The organism is Kitasatospora sp. NPDC088861, assembly GCF_044750105.1.
Taxonomy (GTDB): Bacteria; Actinomycetota; Actinomycetes; order Streptomycetales; family Streptomycetaceae; genus Kitasatospora.
In genome coordinates, this window is record NZ_JBIVJF010000003.1 from 402,913 (window position 1) to 418,242 (window position 15,330).

General features: G+C 74.4%; 12 protein-coding genes. 3 read left to right on the plus strand and 9 right to left on the minus strand.

Going from position 1 to position 15,330, the window contains the following annotated elements; genetic code table 11:
• Window positions 1–173: 173 nt before the first annotated feature.
• From ACIP37_RS08550 to ACIP37_RS08575, 6 genes are all read right to left on the minus strand, one after another.
• Window positions 174–353, minus strand: a complete 180-nt coding sequence (locus ACIP37_RS08550; protein ID WP_363580931.1) for a hypothetical protein — start codon at window positions 351–353, stop codon at window positions 174–176.
• A gap of 224 nt (window positions 354–577) precedes the next feature.
• The gene (gene lipA / locus ACIP37_RS08555; RefSeq protein ID WP_063347320.1) at window positions 578–1,531 is read right to left on the minus strand and encodes a lipoyl synthase; all 954 of its coding nucleotides are present in this window, start codon (window positions 1,529–1,531) and stop codon (window positions 578–580) included.
• Window positions 1,532–1,729: 198 nt separating this feature from the next.
• Window positions 1,730–2,500, minus strand: a complete 771-nt coding sequence (lipB, locus tag ACIP37_RS08560) for a lipoyl(octanoyl) transferase LipB (RefSeq protein ID WP_400805695.1) — start codon at window positions 2,498–2,500, stop codon at window positions 1,730–1,732.
• 196 nt (window positions 2,501–2,696) lie between these two features.
• Window positions 2,697–4,604, minus strand: a complete 1,908-nt coding sequence (locus ACIP37_RS08565; protein WP_400805596.1) for a helix-turn-helix domain-containing protein — start codon at window positions 4,602–4,604, stop codon at window positions 2,697–2,699.
• 59 nt (window positions 4,605–4,663) lie between these two features.
• Window positions 4,664–6,031, minus strand: coding sequence for an MFS transporter (locus ACIP37_RS08570; RefSeq protein ID WP_363580937.1), 1,368 nt, complete (start codon window positions 6,029–6,031; stop codon window positions 4,664–4,666).
• Between the two features lie 186 nt (window positions 6,032–6,217).
• Window positions 6,218–6,979 (minus strand): 3-hydroxybutyrate dehydrogenase, encoded by a 762-nt coding sequence (locus ACIP37_RS08575; RefSeq protein ID WP_400805597.1) that lies wholly within the window; start codon window positions 6,977–6,979, stop codon window positions 6,218–6,220.
• Between the two features lie 310 nt (window positions 6,980–7,289).
• Here ACIP37_RS08575 and ACIP37_RS08580 point away from each other — a divergent pair, with 310 nt between their 5' ends.
• Window positions 7,290–9,206, plus strand: a complete 1,917-nt coding sequence (locus ACIP37_RS08580; protein ID WP_400805599.1) for a regulator — start codon at window positions 7,290–7,292, stop codon at window positions 9,204–9,206.
• A 166-nt stretch (window positions 9,207–9,372) separates the two neighbouring features.
• Here ACIP37_RS08580 and ACIP37_RS08585 read toward each other — a convergent pair whose 3' ends face one another.
• From ACIP37_RS08585 to ACIP37_RS08595, 3 genes are all read right to left on the minus strand, one after another.
• Window positions 9,373–10,596 carry a cation:proton antiporter gene (locus ACIP37_RS08585; RefSeq protein WP_363580943.1) on the minus strand — a complete coding sequence of 408 codons (1,224 nt, stop codon included), beginning with the start codon at window positions 10,594–10,596 and terminating at the stop codon, window positions 9,373–9,375.
• Window positions 10,597–10,832: 236 nt separating this feature from the next.
• Complete coding sequence (locus tag ACIP37_RS08590) at window positions 10,833–12,164, minus strand: NAD(P)/FAD-dependent oxidoreductase (protein WP_363580944.1); 1,332 nt, start codon at window positions 12,162–12,164, stop codon at window positions 10,833–10,835.
• Window positions 12,165–12,669: 505 nt separating this feature from the next.
• Window positions 12,670–13,575, minus strand: coding sequence for a TIGR01777 family oxidoreductase (locus tag ACIP37_RS08595; protein WP_400805601.1), 906 nt, complete (start codon window positions 13,573–13,575; stop codon window positions 12,670–12,672).
• A gap of 64 nt (window positions 13,576–13,639) precedes the next feature.
• Here ACIP37_RS08595 and ACIP37_RS08600 point away from each other — a divergent pair, with 64 nt between their 5' ends.
• Window positions 13,640–14,137 carry a GNAT family N-acetyltransferase gene (locus ACIP37_RS08600; protein ID WP_400805603.1) on the plus strand — a complete coding sequence of 166 codons (498 nt, stop codon included), beginning with the start codon at window positions 13,640–13,642 and terminating at the stop codon, window positions 14,135–14,137.
• 119 nt (window positions 14,138–14,256) lie between these two features.
• Window positions 14,257–15,318 (plus strand): DUF2510 domain-containing protein, encoded by a 1,062-nt coding sequence (locus ACIP37_RS08605; RefSeq protein WP_363580950.1) that lies wholly within the window; start codon window positions 14,257–14,259, stop codon window positions 15,316–15,318.
• Window positions 15,319–15,330: the final 12 nt, after the last annotated feature.

The window sequence follows — 15,330 nt, forward strand, 5'->3', positions numbered from 1 at the left end:
AACCAAGCCCGGGTACCCGTTCGCCTCGATCCGTGACTCGTGTGCCCTGTGTCGTCGCACACAGCGACCGTCTGCCACGGCGAACGGCCCCCGGCGCGGTCGCGTCGAGAACGTCGCCGTCGAGAACGTCGCCGTCGAGAACCGTGGAGAACTGTAGAGAACCGTCGGGGACGTCACCGTCGTGGCGGTGACGTCGTCGCCGCCCGCGCGTCGTGGCGGCGGTCCGCCGCGTACTGGCGGTTCTCGCAGACCGCCGCCCAGGCGTTGCGCCGGGCCTGCTGCTGGCCACCCGCCAGCAGGACGCTCTCGGCGAGCCGCAGCGCGACCCCCACCGACCGGATGCGCATCCGCATGCCGAACAGCTCCCCTCGTGGCTGAGAAGAATCGAACGATCGCAACGAGTCCATCGTCACCATCCCGTGTTACCAGGCGGTGACCAGGCAGTCAAAGCGCGGTGAAAACCACAAGGGCGGAGCCGAGGCTCCGCCCTTCGCCCGCATGCGGGTGGCTCAAAAGCACCGGATCAGCAGGATCGGCAGGATCAGCCGACCCCGCTGCCCCAACCGACCCAGCCGGATCAGACCGCGGCCTGCGCGCGCCGCTCCAGCGCCTGCCGGTACAGTCGCCCGGCCCGGTAGGAGGAGCGCACCAGCGGGCCCGACATGACCCCGGCGAAGCCCAGCTCCTCGGCCTCCTGCTGGAGCTCGACGAACTCGTGCGGCTTGACCCAGCGCTCCACCGGGTGGTGGCGCAGCGAGGGGCGCAGGTACTGGGTGATGGTGATCAGCTCGCAGCCGGCGCCGACGAGGTCGGCCAGCGCCTGGCTGACCTCCTCGCGGGTCTCGCCCATGCCGAGGATCAGGTTGGACTTGGTGACCAGCCCGGCCGCGCGGGCCTGGGTGATGACGTCGAGCGAGCGCTCGTAGCGGAAGGCCGGGCGGATCCGCTTGAAGATCCGCGGCACCGTCTCGACGTTGTGCGCGAGCACCTCGGGGCGGGAGGAGAAGACCTCGGCCAGCTGCTCGGGCACCGCGTTGAAGTCGGGGATCAGCAGCTCGACGCCGGTGCGGCCGCTCTCGCGGTCGGCGGTCAGCGCGTGCACCTGGCGCACGGTCTCGGCGTACAGCCAGGCGCCGCCGTCCGGCAGGTCGTCGCGGGCGACGCCGGTGATGGTGGCGTAGTTGAGGTCCATCGTGACGATGGACTCGGCGACCCGGCGCGGCTCGTCCCGGTCGAACTCGGCGGGCTTGCCGGTGTCGATCTGGCAGAAGTCGCAGCGGCGGGTGCACTGGTCGCCGCCGATGAGGAAGGTCGCCTCGCGGTCCTCCCAGCACTCGAAGATGTTGGGGCAGCCGGCTTCCTGGCAGACGGTGTGCAGCCCCTCCTTCTTCACCAGCGACTGGAGGGCGTTGTACTCCGGCCCCATCTTCGCGCGGGTCTTGATCCACTCGGGCTTCCGCTCGATGGGGGTCTCGCTGTTGCGGACCTCCAGGCGGAGCAGCTTCCTGCCGTCGGGCGCGACAGCGGACACGTGCGACTCCTAGAACTAGACGGGGTACCCCCAGGGTACGCCTGTGGTTGTAAGGCCTTTGCGCGGCCTGTTGCCCCGCAATCGCAGGGCAACAGAGCTACTGGCCGGTAGATTCCCGGGGGAGAACCCGGAACAGGACACGGGGAAGAATCCGGAGCAGGACCCGGGTGAGGACCCGGGTGAGGGCCCGGGCCCGGGTCAGCGGGTGAGCGCGGGTTCGGGCAGCTCCGCGAACACGTCCGCCAGGTGCCGCTCGACCATCGGCAGCGCCTCGCCGACGGTGAAGTCGCGCCCCAGCTCACCGGCGAGCGAGGCGACGCCGGCGTCCCGGATGCCGCACGGCACGATCCGGTCGAACCAGGTCATGTCGGGGTCGCAGTTGAGCGCGAAGCCGTGCATGGTGACCCCGCGGGCGACCCGGACGCCGATCGCGGCGAGCTTGCGGTCGTCGCCGCGCTGGCCGGCGTTGGACGGCGCGTACTCGGGGCCGGCCAGCCGCGGGTCGATGCCCAGCGGCAGGCCCATTCGCAGGGTCAGCTTGCCGATGTCCACCACCTGCGCCGGGTCCACCACGGCGTCCGGGATGGACTCGCCCAGCACCCAGACGCCGCTGCGGCCCTCGACCCGGGTGGTTCCGACGCCGAACCCGGCGCAGGCGCGGATCAGCGCCTCCTCCAGCCGGCGGACGTAGGCGACCACGTCGATCGGGTCGGGCAGCTTGACGATGGGGTAGCCGACCAGCTGGCCGGGGCCGTGCCAGGTGATCTCTCCGCCCCGGTTGACCTCGACCACCGGGGTGCCGTCCAGCGGCAGGTCGGCGGGGTTGGTGCGCTTGCCCATCGTGTAGACGGGCTGGTGCTCCAGCAGCAGCACGGTGTCGGGGATCTCGTCCGCGACTCGCAGCGCGTGCAGGCGCTGCTGCTCCTCCCAGGCCTCCTGGTAGGCGATGGCGCCCTCGCCTGTCCCCATTCGAACGAAACGCACGTTCTCGCTCACCGCTGCCGCTCCTTGCCAGGCGTTCGAGACCAACCTCGCCACTGTACGCCCACGCCCGTACGGACGGTTCAGCCGCCCGTACGGGACGTTCGGGCGCCCGCACGGGCCGCGCCCGCAAGGGCCGATCAGCCCTCCGCAAGGAGGTCGATCAGCCCTCCGCGAGGACCGTTCAGCCCCCCGCGAGCAGTTGCAGCCGCAGCGCCAGCTGGAGTTCGAGCGAGCGCTCGGGGTGGTTCCAGTCCGGGCCGAGCAGCGCCTCGACCCGGTCCAGCCGTTGGACGACGGTGTTCACGTGGACGTGCAGTTCGTCCTTGGCGCGGGTGAGGCTGCCGCCGCAGTCGAAGTAGGCGCGCAGGGTGCGGACCAGTTCGGTGCCGCGCCGGGCGTCGTAGGCGAGCAGCGGGCCGAGCGCCGAGCCGACGAAGCCGTCCACGTCGTGCCCGTCGCCGAGCAGCACCCCGAGGAAGCCCAGCGCGCGGGCCGAGGCGCCCTCCCCGGCGCGGCCGAGCACCCGCAGTGCCCGGACGCAGCGCAGGCCCTCGGCGTACGAGGCGGCCAGCGCGGGCGGGCCGGCGGCCGGACGGCCGACGCCGACGGTGACCGGGAACCCGGCCAGCCGGGCCAGCCGCTCGGCGGCCTGCCGCGCGGCCTCCTCCGGGTCGCCGGCCTCCGGCACCAGCAGCACCACCGCCTCGCCGTGCTCGGCGCTGACGCCCCGGGAGCCGAACAGGTACCGCCGGGCGGCGCCGGCCAGCCGGCCGCGGTCGGGGACGGGGGGCCCGGCGGGTTCGGCCGGTTCGGCGACCAGGACCAGGTGCGGGCGGGCGAGGTCGACGCCGAGCCGGCGGCCGCGCGCGGTGAGCCCGGCCGGATCGCGGTCGGGGGCGGTCAGCAGGTCGGTGAGCAGTTCGCCGCGGACCCTGTTCTCGGTCTCGGCCACCGAGCGGCGCAGCAGCAGGAGCAGCGCGGTCACCACGCTGGCCCGTTCGAACAGCCGCCGGTCCGCGTCGTCGAGGCCGGGGCGTCCGCGCAGTACCAGGGTGCCGAGGGCGTCGTGCCCGGCCAGCACCGCGCACACCCACAGCTCGCCGTGCCGGACGGACCGCCCCTCGGCCCGGGACGCGGCGACCGCCTCCGCCAGCTCGCCGGCGGGTGCGGACCGCCCGGCCAGCGGCTCGCCCTCGGCGTCGAGGACCGCTATCTCGCCGCCCAGCAGGGCCGCGACGGCGGCGGCGACGTCCGGCACCTCGGCGCCGCGCAGCACCAGGTCGGTGAGCCGGTCGTGGGCCTGCTCGGCGCGCTGGACGGCGGCCGAGTGGGCGCGGACCAGTTCGTTGGCGCTGTTCAGTTCGGCGAGCGCGGCCCGGGTGTCGGCCAGCGACTTGGCGGTGTCCAGGGCGATCGCGGCGTGCGCGGCCAGTGTGCACAGCAGCGCCACCTCGTCGGGGGAGAAGGCGCGGGGCGAGCGGTCGGCGGCGAACAGTACCCCGATGACCTCGCCGCCGAGCAGCAGCGGCACCCCGATGATCGCCACCAGGCCCTCGTCGAGCACGCCCGCGTCGATCGTGCCGGTGTGGTGGAACCGTTCGTCGGTGCGGTAGTCGGGGGTGGCGTACGGGCGGGCGGTCTGCGCGACCAGGCCGCCCAGGCCGTGGCCGAGACTGAGCCGCAGGGTCTGGAACAGGACGGAGACCGAGCCGTCGGTGACCCGCATGTAGGTGTCGCCCGCGGCCTCGTCCGGCAGGGTCAGGTACGCGGTGTCGGTGCCGAGCAGCATCCGGGCGCGGCGGACGATCGCCTGGAGCACGGTGTCCAGCTCCCGGGAGGCCGCGAGGTCCCCGGCGGTGTCGAACAGTGCGGTCAACTCCGCCTCCCGGCGCCGGTGTTGACGCAGCGTGCGGTGCACCCGCAGGGCCTGCCAGGTGGCGTCGTCGATCTCGGCGAGGACGGCGGCCGGCGCCCCGCGGCGGCGGGCGTCGGCCAGCACGTCGGCGAAGTCCTCGGTGGCGGCGCCGGAGGCGAGCAGGTCGAGCAGTCGCCGCAGCGCGGGCGCGGCGCTTTCGTGAGGGTGGTTCATGGTGCGTGCCGCCAATCGGCGTCGGGTCCGGCGGAAGCGCGATCGTAGCGGCTCCGCCGTCAGGCGGTGGCGGGCTTGGCCGCCACGGCGGCGGCCTCCGCCTCCACTGCCGCCTCGACGTCCGCCAGGTCGCTGCCCCTGGTCTCCCGCCCGCACAGCACCGCCAGCACGGTGATCGCCGCCGCGATCGCCACGTACACCGAGATCGGGGTGGCGTTGCCGTAGTCCTTGAGCAGCGCGGTCGCGATCAGCGGCGCGGGCGCGCCGGCGGCCACCGAGGCGAACTGGGCCCCGATCGAGGCGCCCGAGTAGCGCATCCGGGTGGCGAACAGCTCGGAGAAGAACGCCGCCTGCGGTGCGTACATCGCGCTGTGGAAGACCAGCCCGACCGTCACCGCGACCACCAGCTGTCCGAACGACCTGGTGTCCACCAGCCCGAAGAAGACGAACGCCCAGACGCCCACTCCGACCGCGCCCACCAGGTACACCGGCTTGCGTCCGACCCGGTCGGACAGTGCTCCGAACAGCGGGATCAGCGCGAACTGGATCGCGGAGCCGATCAGTACGGCGTTCAGCGCGGTCTGCTTGGAGAAGTGTGCGTGGGTGACGGCGTACGTCAGCACAAAGGTGGTCATCACGTAGTACGAGATGTTTTCCGCCATCCGCGCGCCCATCGCCACCAGCACCTCCCGCCAGTGGTTGCGCAACACCGCCACCAGCGGAGGCTGTTCGGCGGTCCTCCGCTGCTGCTGGGCCGCCAGCGCCTGCTTGAACAGCGGCGACTCGTCCACCGCCAGCCGGATCCACAGCCCGACCCCGACCAGCACCGCCGACAGCAGGAACGGCACCCGCCACCCCCACGACAGGAACGCGTCCTCCGACAGCACCGCCGTCAGCAGCGACAGCACCCCCGCCGCCAGCAGGTTCCCGGCCGGCGCCCCGCCCTGCGGCCACGACGCCCAGAACCCGCGCCGCCGCTGGTCCCCGTGCTCCGACACCAGCAGCACCGCCCCGCCCCACTCCCCGCCGAGCGCGAAGCCCTGCACCAGGCGCAGCACCGTCAACAGCACCGGCGCCGCCGCCCCGATGGAGCTGTAGGTGGGCAGCACCCCGATCAGCGTGGTCGACCCGCCCATCAGCAGCAGGCTGAGGACGAGCAGCTTCTTCCGCCCGACCCGGTCCCCGAAGTGCCCGAACACCAGCGCCCCGATCGGTCGCGCGGCGAACCCGATCGCGTAGGTGAGGAAGGACAGCAGCGTCCCCGTCAGCGGATCGGTGTTCGGGAAGAACAGCTTGTTGAACACCAGCGCGGCCGCTGTTCCGTACAAGAAGTAGTCGTACCACTCGATGGTGGTCCCGATGAGACTGGCGGCCACGACCCGAGGGAGTGAGCGGGTGGCTGCCGTGGCTGGTGCGGAGGCGTTCATGGTCACCACTTCCGGGCCGGGGGGGGAGGATGTCGCCCCAGGGACGTCGCCCCGAGGAGTGTCGTCCCGAGGGGCGCCGCCCCAAGGGACGTCGCCACAAGGTAGGGAGGCGCGTTCCCCGGGACTATGTGGGCCACCCACATAGTCCCGGGGGTCGGCCTGGGGAGGACGGCCAGGTGCCGCCGCTCAGCGCGCCGTCCAGCCGCCGTCGACGGGGAGGCTGGCGCCGGTGATGTAGGAGGCGGGCGGGGAGCAGAGCCAGAGGGCGAGTTGGGCGATCTCCTCGGGCTCGATGAGGCGCTTGACGGCCGTGCGTTCGAGCATGATCTGCTCGACGACCTCGTCCTCGCGGATGCCGTGGGCGAGCGCCTGGCTCGCGATCTGCTTCTCCACCAGGGGAGTTCGGACGTAGCCCGGGTTGATGCAGTTGCTGGTGACGCCGTAGGGGGCACCCTCCAGGGCGACGGTCTTGCTGAGGCCCTCCAATGCGTGCTTGGCGGTGACGTAGGCGGACTTGAAGGCGCTGGCCCGCAGGCCGTGGACGGAGGAGATGTTGACCACCCGGCCCCACTCCTGCTCGTACATGTGCGGGAGAGTGCGGCGCAGGATGCGGAACGGCGCCTCGACCATGACGCGTTGGATGAGAGTGAAGCGGTCGGGCGGGAACTCGTGGACGGGCGCGACGTGTTGGAGGCCGGCGTTGTTGACCACGATGTCGGCGTCGGCCGGCAGGGCCTCCACGGCCTCCGGGTCGGCGAGGTCCGCGACGACGGCGCGGCCGCCGATCCGCTCGGCGAGCTCCCGGGCCGGTCCGGCCGCGAGGTCGACGACGTAGACCCGGGCGCCGGCCTCGGCGAAGGCCTCGGCGCAGGCCCGGCCGATGCCCGAGGCGGCCCCGGTGACCAGGGCCGTCCGGCCGTCGAGCGGGCGGGCTGTAGTGGTGTCCATGGCCGAGAACGCTAGGAAATCCGGGGGCCCGGCTCCCATGTGGTGGTCCACCACAGCAGCCCGGTGGGCTGTGGTGTTCACCGCCATGACAGCCGATCGACGGTTCGACCGCGGAAGGCCAAACCCGCGCCGACCGCGCTTCCCCACAATGGGCGCGGTTGCTTCACCCGTTCGGAGGATTGCTCGGTCAGATCCACCCATAGCGCCCGAATGCTCGCTACATTCACGCCGATTCCCGACAGGGGGCGCCGCCCCAGGCAGCCGAAGTGCTGGTAGAGCCCGGTGCGACGTCCGAGAGGTGTTGACTGACATGCCCCAACGGCCTGCAACCGACAGCCCGGCGTACGGACCGCTCGACCCGCTCGGCCACCACCGAGGCCCGGTCGGCCGGACCCTGCCGGACGCCCCCGACGCCCTGACCGCCGACGCCCCGACCGCCGACGAACTGCGGCTGCCCGCGCAGGCCACAACCGACCGGCACGAACCCGCCGTCCCCGCCCCCGGGCCGGTCGGCGGCCACTCCGGGCACTCCGGCCCGGCCCCGCAGAACGGCCAACTCGCCGCGCTCATCGAGGAAGCCGGCTTCTCGCACGCGGGCCTGGCCCGCCGGGTCGACCAGCTCGGCCTGGAACACGGCCTCGACCTGCGCTACGACAAGACCTCGGTCACCCGCTGGCTGCGCGGCCAGCAGCCCCGCGGCGCCACCCCCGCGCTGATCGCCGAGGTCTTCACCCGCCGCCTCGGCCGCCGCCTCACCGCCCAGGACCTCGGCCTGGACGCCTGCGCCCCGGTGTACGCGGGCCTGGAGTTCGCCGAGACCCCGCAGGAGGCGGTGGACATCGTGGCGAGCATGTGGCGCAAGGACAACGGCCCGCAGTCCGAACTGCGCCGGATCGCCTTCACCCCGGCGGGCCTGGTCGTCCCCAGCCGGGACTGGCTGATCGGCCGCACGGACGAGCGCGTCGCCCGGGACGGCTCGACGATGGCCCGCCCCGATGTCGCCACCGGCCCGCCCACCGGTCCGCCCACCGGTCCGCCCGCCGCCACTGCCGGTACCACCGGCACCGCGGCATCCGCCGTGACGGCAGCATCCGCAGCGTCCGCCGCGCCCGCCCAGAGCGTGCCCCCCGCGCCCGGCGCTCCCCCTCCGAGCCCGGCGCGCGGCCAGGCCCACCACGGGGCCCCCGGCATGCGCCCCGTGCCGGGCGCGGCCGGCCCCGCCGGGCCCACCATCGGCCGGGTGCCCACCCAGAGCCGGCGCCCGCCGACCGCCGTCGAGCCGCCGTACACCGAACCGGCCCGCGAGTCGCGCCCCGCCCTGCGGGTCGGCCGCGGCGACATCGCCGCCATCCGCGCCGTCGGCGACCTCTTCCGGGCGCTCGATCACGCCTACGGCGGCGGGCACGCCCGGCAGGCGCTGGTCCGCTACCTGGAGAGCGAGGCCGAGCCGATGCTGCGCGGCCGCTACGGCGAGCAGATCGGCCGGGCGCTGTTCGGCGCCGTCGCCGACCTGACCAGGCTGGCCGGCTGGACGTCCTTCGACATCGCCGCGCACGGCCTCGCCCAGCGCTACTTCGTCCAGGCGCTGCGCCTGTCCCAGGCCGCCGGGGACCGCGCGCTCGGCGGGTACGTCCTGGTGACGATGAGTCAGCAGGCCGTCCACCTGGGCCACGGCCGGGAGGCCGTCCAACTGGCCAGGGTCGCCCAGCAGGGCGTGGGCACCGCCGTTCCGCCGGTGGTCCAGTCGCTGATGCACGCCGCCGAGGCGCGCGGGCACGGCCTGCTGGGCGACGTCCGGGCCTGCACCACCGCCCTGGTGCGCTCCGAGCGGGCGCTGGCCGCGGCTCGGGTCGGCGACGAACTGCCCTCCTGGGCGCGGTACTTCGACGAGGCCCAGCTCTCCGACGAGTTCGCCCACTGCTACCGCGACCTCCAGCAGTGGCGCACCTCCGCGCAGCACGCCGAGAAGTCGCTGCGGCTGCGCTCACCCGCCTACGCGCGCAGCCGGATCTTCTGCCGGCTGGTGCTGGCCACCGCCCGGCTCGGCATGGGGGACCTCGACGAGGCCTGCACCATGGCCACCGACGCGCTGCGGGCGGCGGGGGAGATGCGTTCGGCCCGCTCGCTGGAGTACGTCCGGGACTTCCACCGCCGCCTCACCCCCTACCGGGGCAGCCCGGTGGCCCGCGCCTTCGAGGAGACGGCCCGCCAGGCCGGCGTGATCTGAGGACCTGTCGAAGAGGGGCCGGTCGGGCGAGCCCCGGCGGCCCTGGAAACCCGTCCGGCCCGGGTCCGCCCCGGGCCGAAGGGCTCGTCCGCCCGGCACCGGCTCCGGCTCCGAGTGCCCCGGCGGCGGGTAGGACCGCCTCGGCGACGGGCGGGGGCGAAGCGGCTCACCAGCTCTCGGCCCGGACGCGCGGCTGCCCGGCCTCCGGTGCGGGCGGCCGGACGCCGCCGCGCACCCGCTGCGCCACCAGCGGGAACACCAGCACCGAGAGCAAGCCGGCGCCGACCAGCGCGGCGGCCGTCGAGGACGGCAGGTGACCGTCGTCCACCTCGATGGTGGTGATCACCACGACCAGCGGCAGCGCCGTCGCGCCGTAGAGCCCGAGCGCCGTGCGGTCCCGTCGGCCGAGTCCGGCCGGGGCGAGCAGCCCGGCGGGCAGCCCGCGCACGGCCAGGAGCAGCAGCAGGAACACCGGGACGAGCAGTATCGTGCCGGGGTCGTCCAGCAGGGCGGACAGGTCGAAGTTCATCCCGCTGACCACGAAGAACACCGGCACCAGGAAACCGAAGCCGATGCTCTCCAGCTTGGCCTCGATCACCTCCTCCTCGGCCCGGCGGATGTCGGAGAGCAGCAGCCGGGAGACGATCCCGGCGGTGAAGGCGCCGAGCAGCATGTCCAGGTCGAGCCAGATCGCGGCGGCCACCATGACGGCGAGCACCAGGATCACCGCCCGGACCGCGAACTGCCCGGAGGTGCGCAGGGTGCGCTCGATGAGCCGGGTGGCCCAGCCGGGCCGGGGGCGGCGTGCGCCGAGGACCGCGACGGCGGTGATCACCGCGAAGGCGCCGAGGATGACGGCCGTCCGGACCGGGGAGTTGCCGCTGAGCAGGATGGCGATCGCGATGATCGGCCCGAACTCGCCGACCGCCCCGGTGGCCATCACCAACGATCCGAAGGGGGTGGGGAGTTCGCCGGAGTCGCGGAGGATCGGCAGGATGGTTCCGAGGGCGGTGGTGGTGAGCGCGAGCCCGGCGAAGGCGCCGTTCAGCGGGTCCCGGTTGACCAGCGCGCCCACGCCGAGCGCCGCCACGAGCGTGACCAGCCACGCGGTGCCCGCCCGTTTCAGCGGGCCGCCGCGCAGCTTGGCGAAGTCGATCTCGTACCCGGCCAGGAACATCAGCATGGCCAGGCCGAACTGGGAGAGCGCGTTGACCAGGTCGTCGACGTGCGCCCAGTTCAGGACGTCGGGGCCGATCAGGACGCCGAGCAGGATCTCGAACACGACGGTCGGGACGGCGATCCACCGCAGCAGGCGGTCGGCGAGCAGCGGCGCGGCGACGGCCGCGGCGGGGATCAGGATCAGGGCCACCGGCTGGACGGCGGCGCTCACCGCGCAACCGGCCGTACGGTGTAAATCATCCGATGAGCGGTCATGTCGGCATCCTGGCATGTCGCCGCTCCGTCACCCACCGGCAGGTCGTCAGCGTGTCCCCGGAGCCAGACCCGGAGCCTGCCGGATCGGGAGCCGGAGCCGGACCCGGAGCCCGCCGGGCCGGGAGCCGGACGGGCCGGGAGCCGGACGGGCCGGGAGCCGGACGGGGAGCCCGCAGGCCGACCCCGCCAGGCTCAGGCCGCCGCCTCGGCCTCCCGGGCGTTGGTCGGGACGCCGAGGTCGCGCAGCACGGCCTGCGCCGCCCGCCGCCCGGAGACCAGCGCGCCCTGCACGGTGCTGGTGTCCCGGTGGTCCCCGGCGACGTACAGCCCGGCCAGCACCCGCACCGGGCGCCGGGGGTTGTGCGGCGGCGGCATCGCGGGCAGCGCGTCCGGGACGTGCCGCACGTTCAGGAACTGCCAGCCGGTGGTCGAGGCGCCGTACAGCTCGGCGAGCCGGACCCGGACCGCCGGTTCCAGCCCGGCCGGGCCACCCGAGTCGAAGGAGCGCCGCCCGAGCACGGTGGTGGCGATCAGTGCCTGCCCGGCAGGGGCGTACGAGGGGTGCAGTTCGCTGAGCACCAGGGAGTGCGAGACCAGCGGCGGCTGCCCGCCGGGCCGGTCGCCGTCGAGCAGCAGGACGGCCTCACCCAGCGGGGTGCGGTCGGCCGCGTGGTAGAAGGTCGTGACGGGGTGGAAGTCCGGCAGCCGTAGCCCGGGCAGCAGTTCGGCGGCGGAGCGGGCGTCGGTGGCGAGGACGACGGCCTGGGCGCCGATCCGCCCGTGGGTGGCGGTCTCCACGCCGTCGGCGGCGATCGAGGTGACCTGCACCCCGGTGCGTACGGTGCCGGCGGGCAGGGTGGTGGCCAGCTGGGCCGGCACGGCCGCGATCCCGCCGGCGGGCAGACAGAGCCGCCCGCGCGCGTAGGAGCGCAGGACCAGGTCGGCGATCCGGCTGCTGGTGCCGAGGGCGGGGTCGCTGAGCAGCGCGCTGAGCAGTGGCCGTAGGAAGCCGTCGAGGGTGCGCGGGGCGAGCCCGTGGCCGGCCAGCGCGCGGGCGGTGGTGGTCTCCGGGCGGGCCTTGAGGCGGCTGGCGGGGGTGGTGGCGAGCCGGCCGAGCCAGCTGCCGAGCCGGGCCTTGTCCAGCGGGCTGCCGAGTGGGGCGCGGGTGGCGGCCTGCCGGGCGGTGGTGAGCTGCGGGTCCCCGGTGCGGTAGCGCCGGCCGCCGCTGTGCACGAGGACTCCGGCCGCGAGTGGGCGCAGGTCGAGGCGGTCGAGGTCGAGGACGCGGCGGAGTTCGGGGAAGGCGGTGTTCAGCAGGTGGCTGCCGTCGTCGAGCCGGAATCCGTCCAGTTCGCGGGTGGCCATCCGGCCGCCGATCCGCTCCGTGGCCTCAAGGATCTGCACGGTGAGGCCGCGGCCGGTGAGCGTGCGTGCGGCGGCCAGGCCGGCGAGTCCGGCGCCGATGACGATGACGTCAGGGTCGGACGGGCGGCGGGCGCGGCGGGTGAAGTCGTATGTGGGCACTGGCGTGCTCCCTCCCTGGTCCCGGGGCTCCGGCCGACGCAGGCAGCGGGGTGCCGGGACACGGTCCGACGGTGTGATGCCCAGTCAGTGTGAGCATCAGACAAGCGCATCGGGCCCGATCCAAGGGGCGAGAGGGGGCGCGCGGCACCGGGCGGGAGCGCGGTCACGGACAGTGCGCCGTTGGGGCCGGGTTCCGGGGTCGGCGGGCGCGCACGGTCACCGGGGGCGTGCGACGCGCCTGGTGTGTGCTCCCATGCGCCCCCTCCCGGAGCCCCGTCCGACCCCCACCCGATCTCCGCCCGGCATATGCCCCTGGCCAGGGCGAATGCCGTAGCCACCGTACGCAGCGGGACGTACCGGAGCCCTGCGGCGGAGCCCGCACCGGAGCCCCGCGGCGGACGGCAGGGCTCCGCGACGCCGGTCGCCCCCAGCGTCACTCACAGCACCGTGCGCACCATCCCGGCGCCACTCACAGCGCCGCGCGCACCGCCACTCACAGCGCCACTCACAGCGCCGCGCGCACCGCCGCGTCCACGTCCGGGTGCGCGAAGCGGAAGCCCGCGTCCAGCAGCCGCCGCGGCACCACCCGGTGGCTGCCGACCACCTCGACCGCCAGCTCGCCGAGCACCACCTTGAGCACCGCCTCCGGCACCGGGAACGGGGTCGGCCGCCGGAGCACCCGCCCGAGCGCCGCCGTCAGCTCGGCGTTGGTGACGGGGTCGGGCGCGGTGAGGTTGACGGCGCCGGAGAGGTCGTCCCGGTCGATCAGGAACCGCAGCGCGGCGACCTGGTCGGCCAGTGAGATGAAGCTCCAGTACTGCCGTCCGTCGCCGAGCCGCCCGCCCAGCCCCAGCTTGAACAGCGGGAACAGCCGCGCGCCGGCCCCGCCGGTTGCGGACAGCACCATCCCGGTGCGCGGGTGGACGACCCGGATGCCGGCCAGCTCGGCCGGCCGCGCGGCCGCCTCCCACTCGACGCAGACCTCGGCCAGGAAGTCGTCGCCGGCGGGGGAGTCCTCGTCGATCACCCGGTCGCCGGTCTGCCCGTACCAGCCGACGGCGGAGGCGCTGACCAGCACCCGGGGCGGCTCCTTGAGCGCGGCCAGCGCGACGGCCAGCGTCTCGGTGCCGAGTGCCCGGCTCTCCCGGATCTCCCGCTTGTAGGCGTCCGTCCAGCGGTGGTCGCCGACCCCGGCGCCGGCCAGGTGCACGACCGCCTCGACCCCGGCCAGTCCGTCCTGCTCGACCTGGCCGAGCAGCGGGTTCCAGCCGATGGCCGTGCTGCCGTCGGGCTGCGGGCCCGTCCTGGAGCGGCGCCGGACCAGCCGGACCACCTCGTGGCCGTCCGCCAGCAGGGAGCGGACGAGCGCCGAACCGATCAATCCCGTGGAGCCCGTGACAGCGATGCGCATGCGTCCATCCTCCCAGTTCCCAAGGCCCTGTCATGTCGGCATGCGCCTCATTAGCATGACGCGCATGCACGAGGACAATCTGATCATCCGCCCAGCTCAACCCGAGGACGAGGGCGAACTCGCCGTTCTCAACCGCGCCGCCTGGTCCCCGCTGGCCGACGTCTCCCCGCAGCCGCCCGAGGAGGACGGCGTCTTCGACGAACGGCACACCCCGGAGCAGTACCTGCTCGCCCTCCTGGACGGCCGGGTGGTCGGCTACGTCCGCCAGGTCCCGCCGACCCCGCTGGCCAGCAACCGGCACGTCCGGCAGATCCAGGGCCTGGTCGTCGACGGCACGGCCCGCGGCCGGGGTGTCGGCCGGCGCCTGGTCGAGGCGGCCTGCGAGGCCGCCCGGGCCGCGGGCGCGCGCAAGCTGACCCTGCGGGTGCTCGGCTGGAACGCCCCGGCCCGCCGCCTCTACGAGGGCTGCGGCTTCGTCGTCGAGGGCTCGCTGGCGGAGGAGTTCCTGATCGACGGGTCCTACGTGGACGACATCTGGATGGCCCGCCGCCTGGCGGACTGACCCGCCCGACCGGCCTTGCCGGCCGCCACATCTGACGAGTAGTCAGATGTGGCGGGTGGTGCAGAGTCGTGACCGATCCGCTCTGTCTGGACCGGCACCCCGCCGGGTACCGTACGGCCGTGAGCAACTCGACGCCCCCCGGGTGGTACCCGGTCCCCGGTGCGGACGGCACCCCCGGTCACGAGCGCTGGTGGGACGGCAACGCCTGGACCAGCGAGCTGCGCCCGCTCCAGGGCGGCGTCGGCCACCTCGCCGACGCCCCCACCCAGGGCTGGCAGCCCCCCGGCCGGCAGCCCGGGTACGGCTACGGCGGTCCGCAGGACGCCCCCGGCTACCCGGGCAGCGCCCCCGCCCCGGGCTACGGCTACCCGGGCCAGGACGGCTACTACCCGGCCCAGGACGGCTACCCCGCCCAGGGCGCGGGCTACGGCTACCCGGCGCCGGGCTACCCGCCGCAGCAGCCGGCGCCCCGCCGGATGAGGCCCGGCCTGGTCGTCGGCATCGCGGTCGCCGTCCTCGCCGTGGGCGGGATCGTCGCCGGGATCGTACTCAGTGGCGGCTCCCCGCAGGCCGACCCGGCCCCGAACCCGACGGTCACCATCACCCGGAGCGGCCCCGCCCCGAGCCCCACGGTGGGCACGTCCGCCCCGACGCCCGCGCCCAAGCCGGCGCCGACCGTCAGGAGCACCGTCCCGGACGCCCAGCACGCGATCACCGTCCCGGTGTTCGACGGCTGGGACGTGGCGCCCAACTCCCCGCACTCCACGGTCTACCTGGGCACCGGCCGCTACACCTGCCCGGACGGCAGCTCCTGCATCCGCGGCCAGTTCTCGGTGGAGAAGGACACCGTCCAGGGCGTCACCGCCAAGACGGCCGCCGAGGCCACGATGCCCGCGTACGCCGGCCAGATCTTCACCGGGATCAGCTCGCACACAGACTCCGGCTCCGGCTACACGACCGTCGCGGGCGTGTCCGGCTACGCCGTGCGCTGGCACATCCGCACCGCGGACGGCACCCAGGGCTACGTCCTGCTGGCGGCCGTCCCGGCCAAGGGCGGCGGCTTCGTGGTGTTCGAGGGCGGGGTGGACGACACCCCGAGCGCGCCGGACGCGTCCGTGCTGGACCAGATCCTCAAGGGCGTCAAGCAGGACGGCACGTCCGGCGGCGGCAGCACCGCCTGACGCGTCCGGCCC

Excerpts from the sequence above, each read along its gene's own strand:
- ACIP37_RS08575 (WP_400805597.1), bottom strand. The coding sequence starts at position 6,979 with ATGGACACCACTACAGCCCGCCCGCTCGACGGCCGGACGGCCCTGGTC.
- ACIP37_RS08580 (WP_400805599.1), top strand. The coding sequence starts at position 7,290 with ATGCCCCAACGGCCTGCAACCGACAGCCCGGCGTACGGACCGCTCGAC.
- ACIP37_RS08570 (WP_363580937.1), bottom strand. The coding sequence starts at position 6,031 with ATGAACGCCTCCGCACCAGCCACGGCAGCCACCCGCTCACTCCCTCGG.
- ACIP37_RS08565 (WP_400805596.1), bottom strand. The coding sequence starts at position 4,604 with ATGAACCACCCTCACGAAAGCGCCGCGCCCGCGCTGCGGCGACTGCTC.
- ACIP37_RS08595 (WP_400805601.1), bottom strand. The coding sequence starts at position 13,575 with ATGCGCATCGCTGTCACGGGCTCCACGGGATTGATCGGTTCGGCGCTC.
- lipB (WP_400805695.1), bottom strand. The coding sequence starts at position 2,500 with ATGGGGACAGGCGAGGGCGCCATCGCCTACCAGGAGGCCTGGGAGGAG.
- ACIP37_RS08550 (WP_363580931.1), bottom strand. The coding sequence starts at position 353 with ATGCGGATGCGCATCCGGTCGGTGGGGGTCGCGCTGCGGCTCGCCGAG.
- ACIP37_RS08600 (WP_400805603.1), top strand. The coding sequence starts at position 13,640 with ATGCACGAGGACAATCTGATCATCCGCCCAGCTCAACCCGAGGACGAG.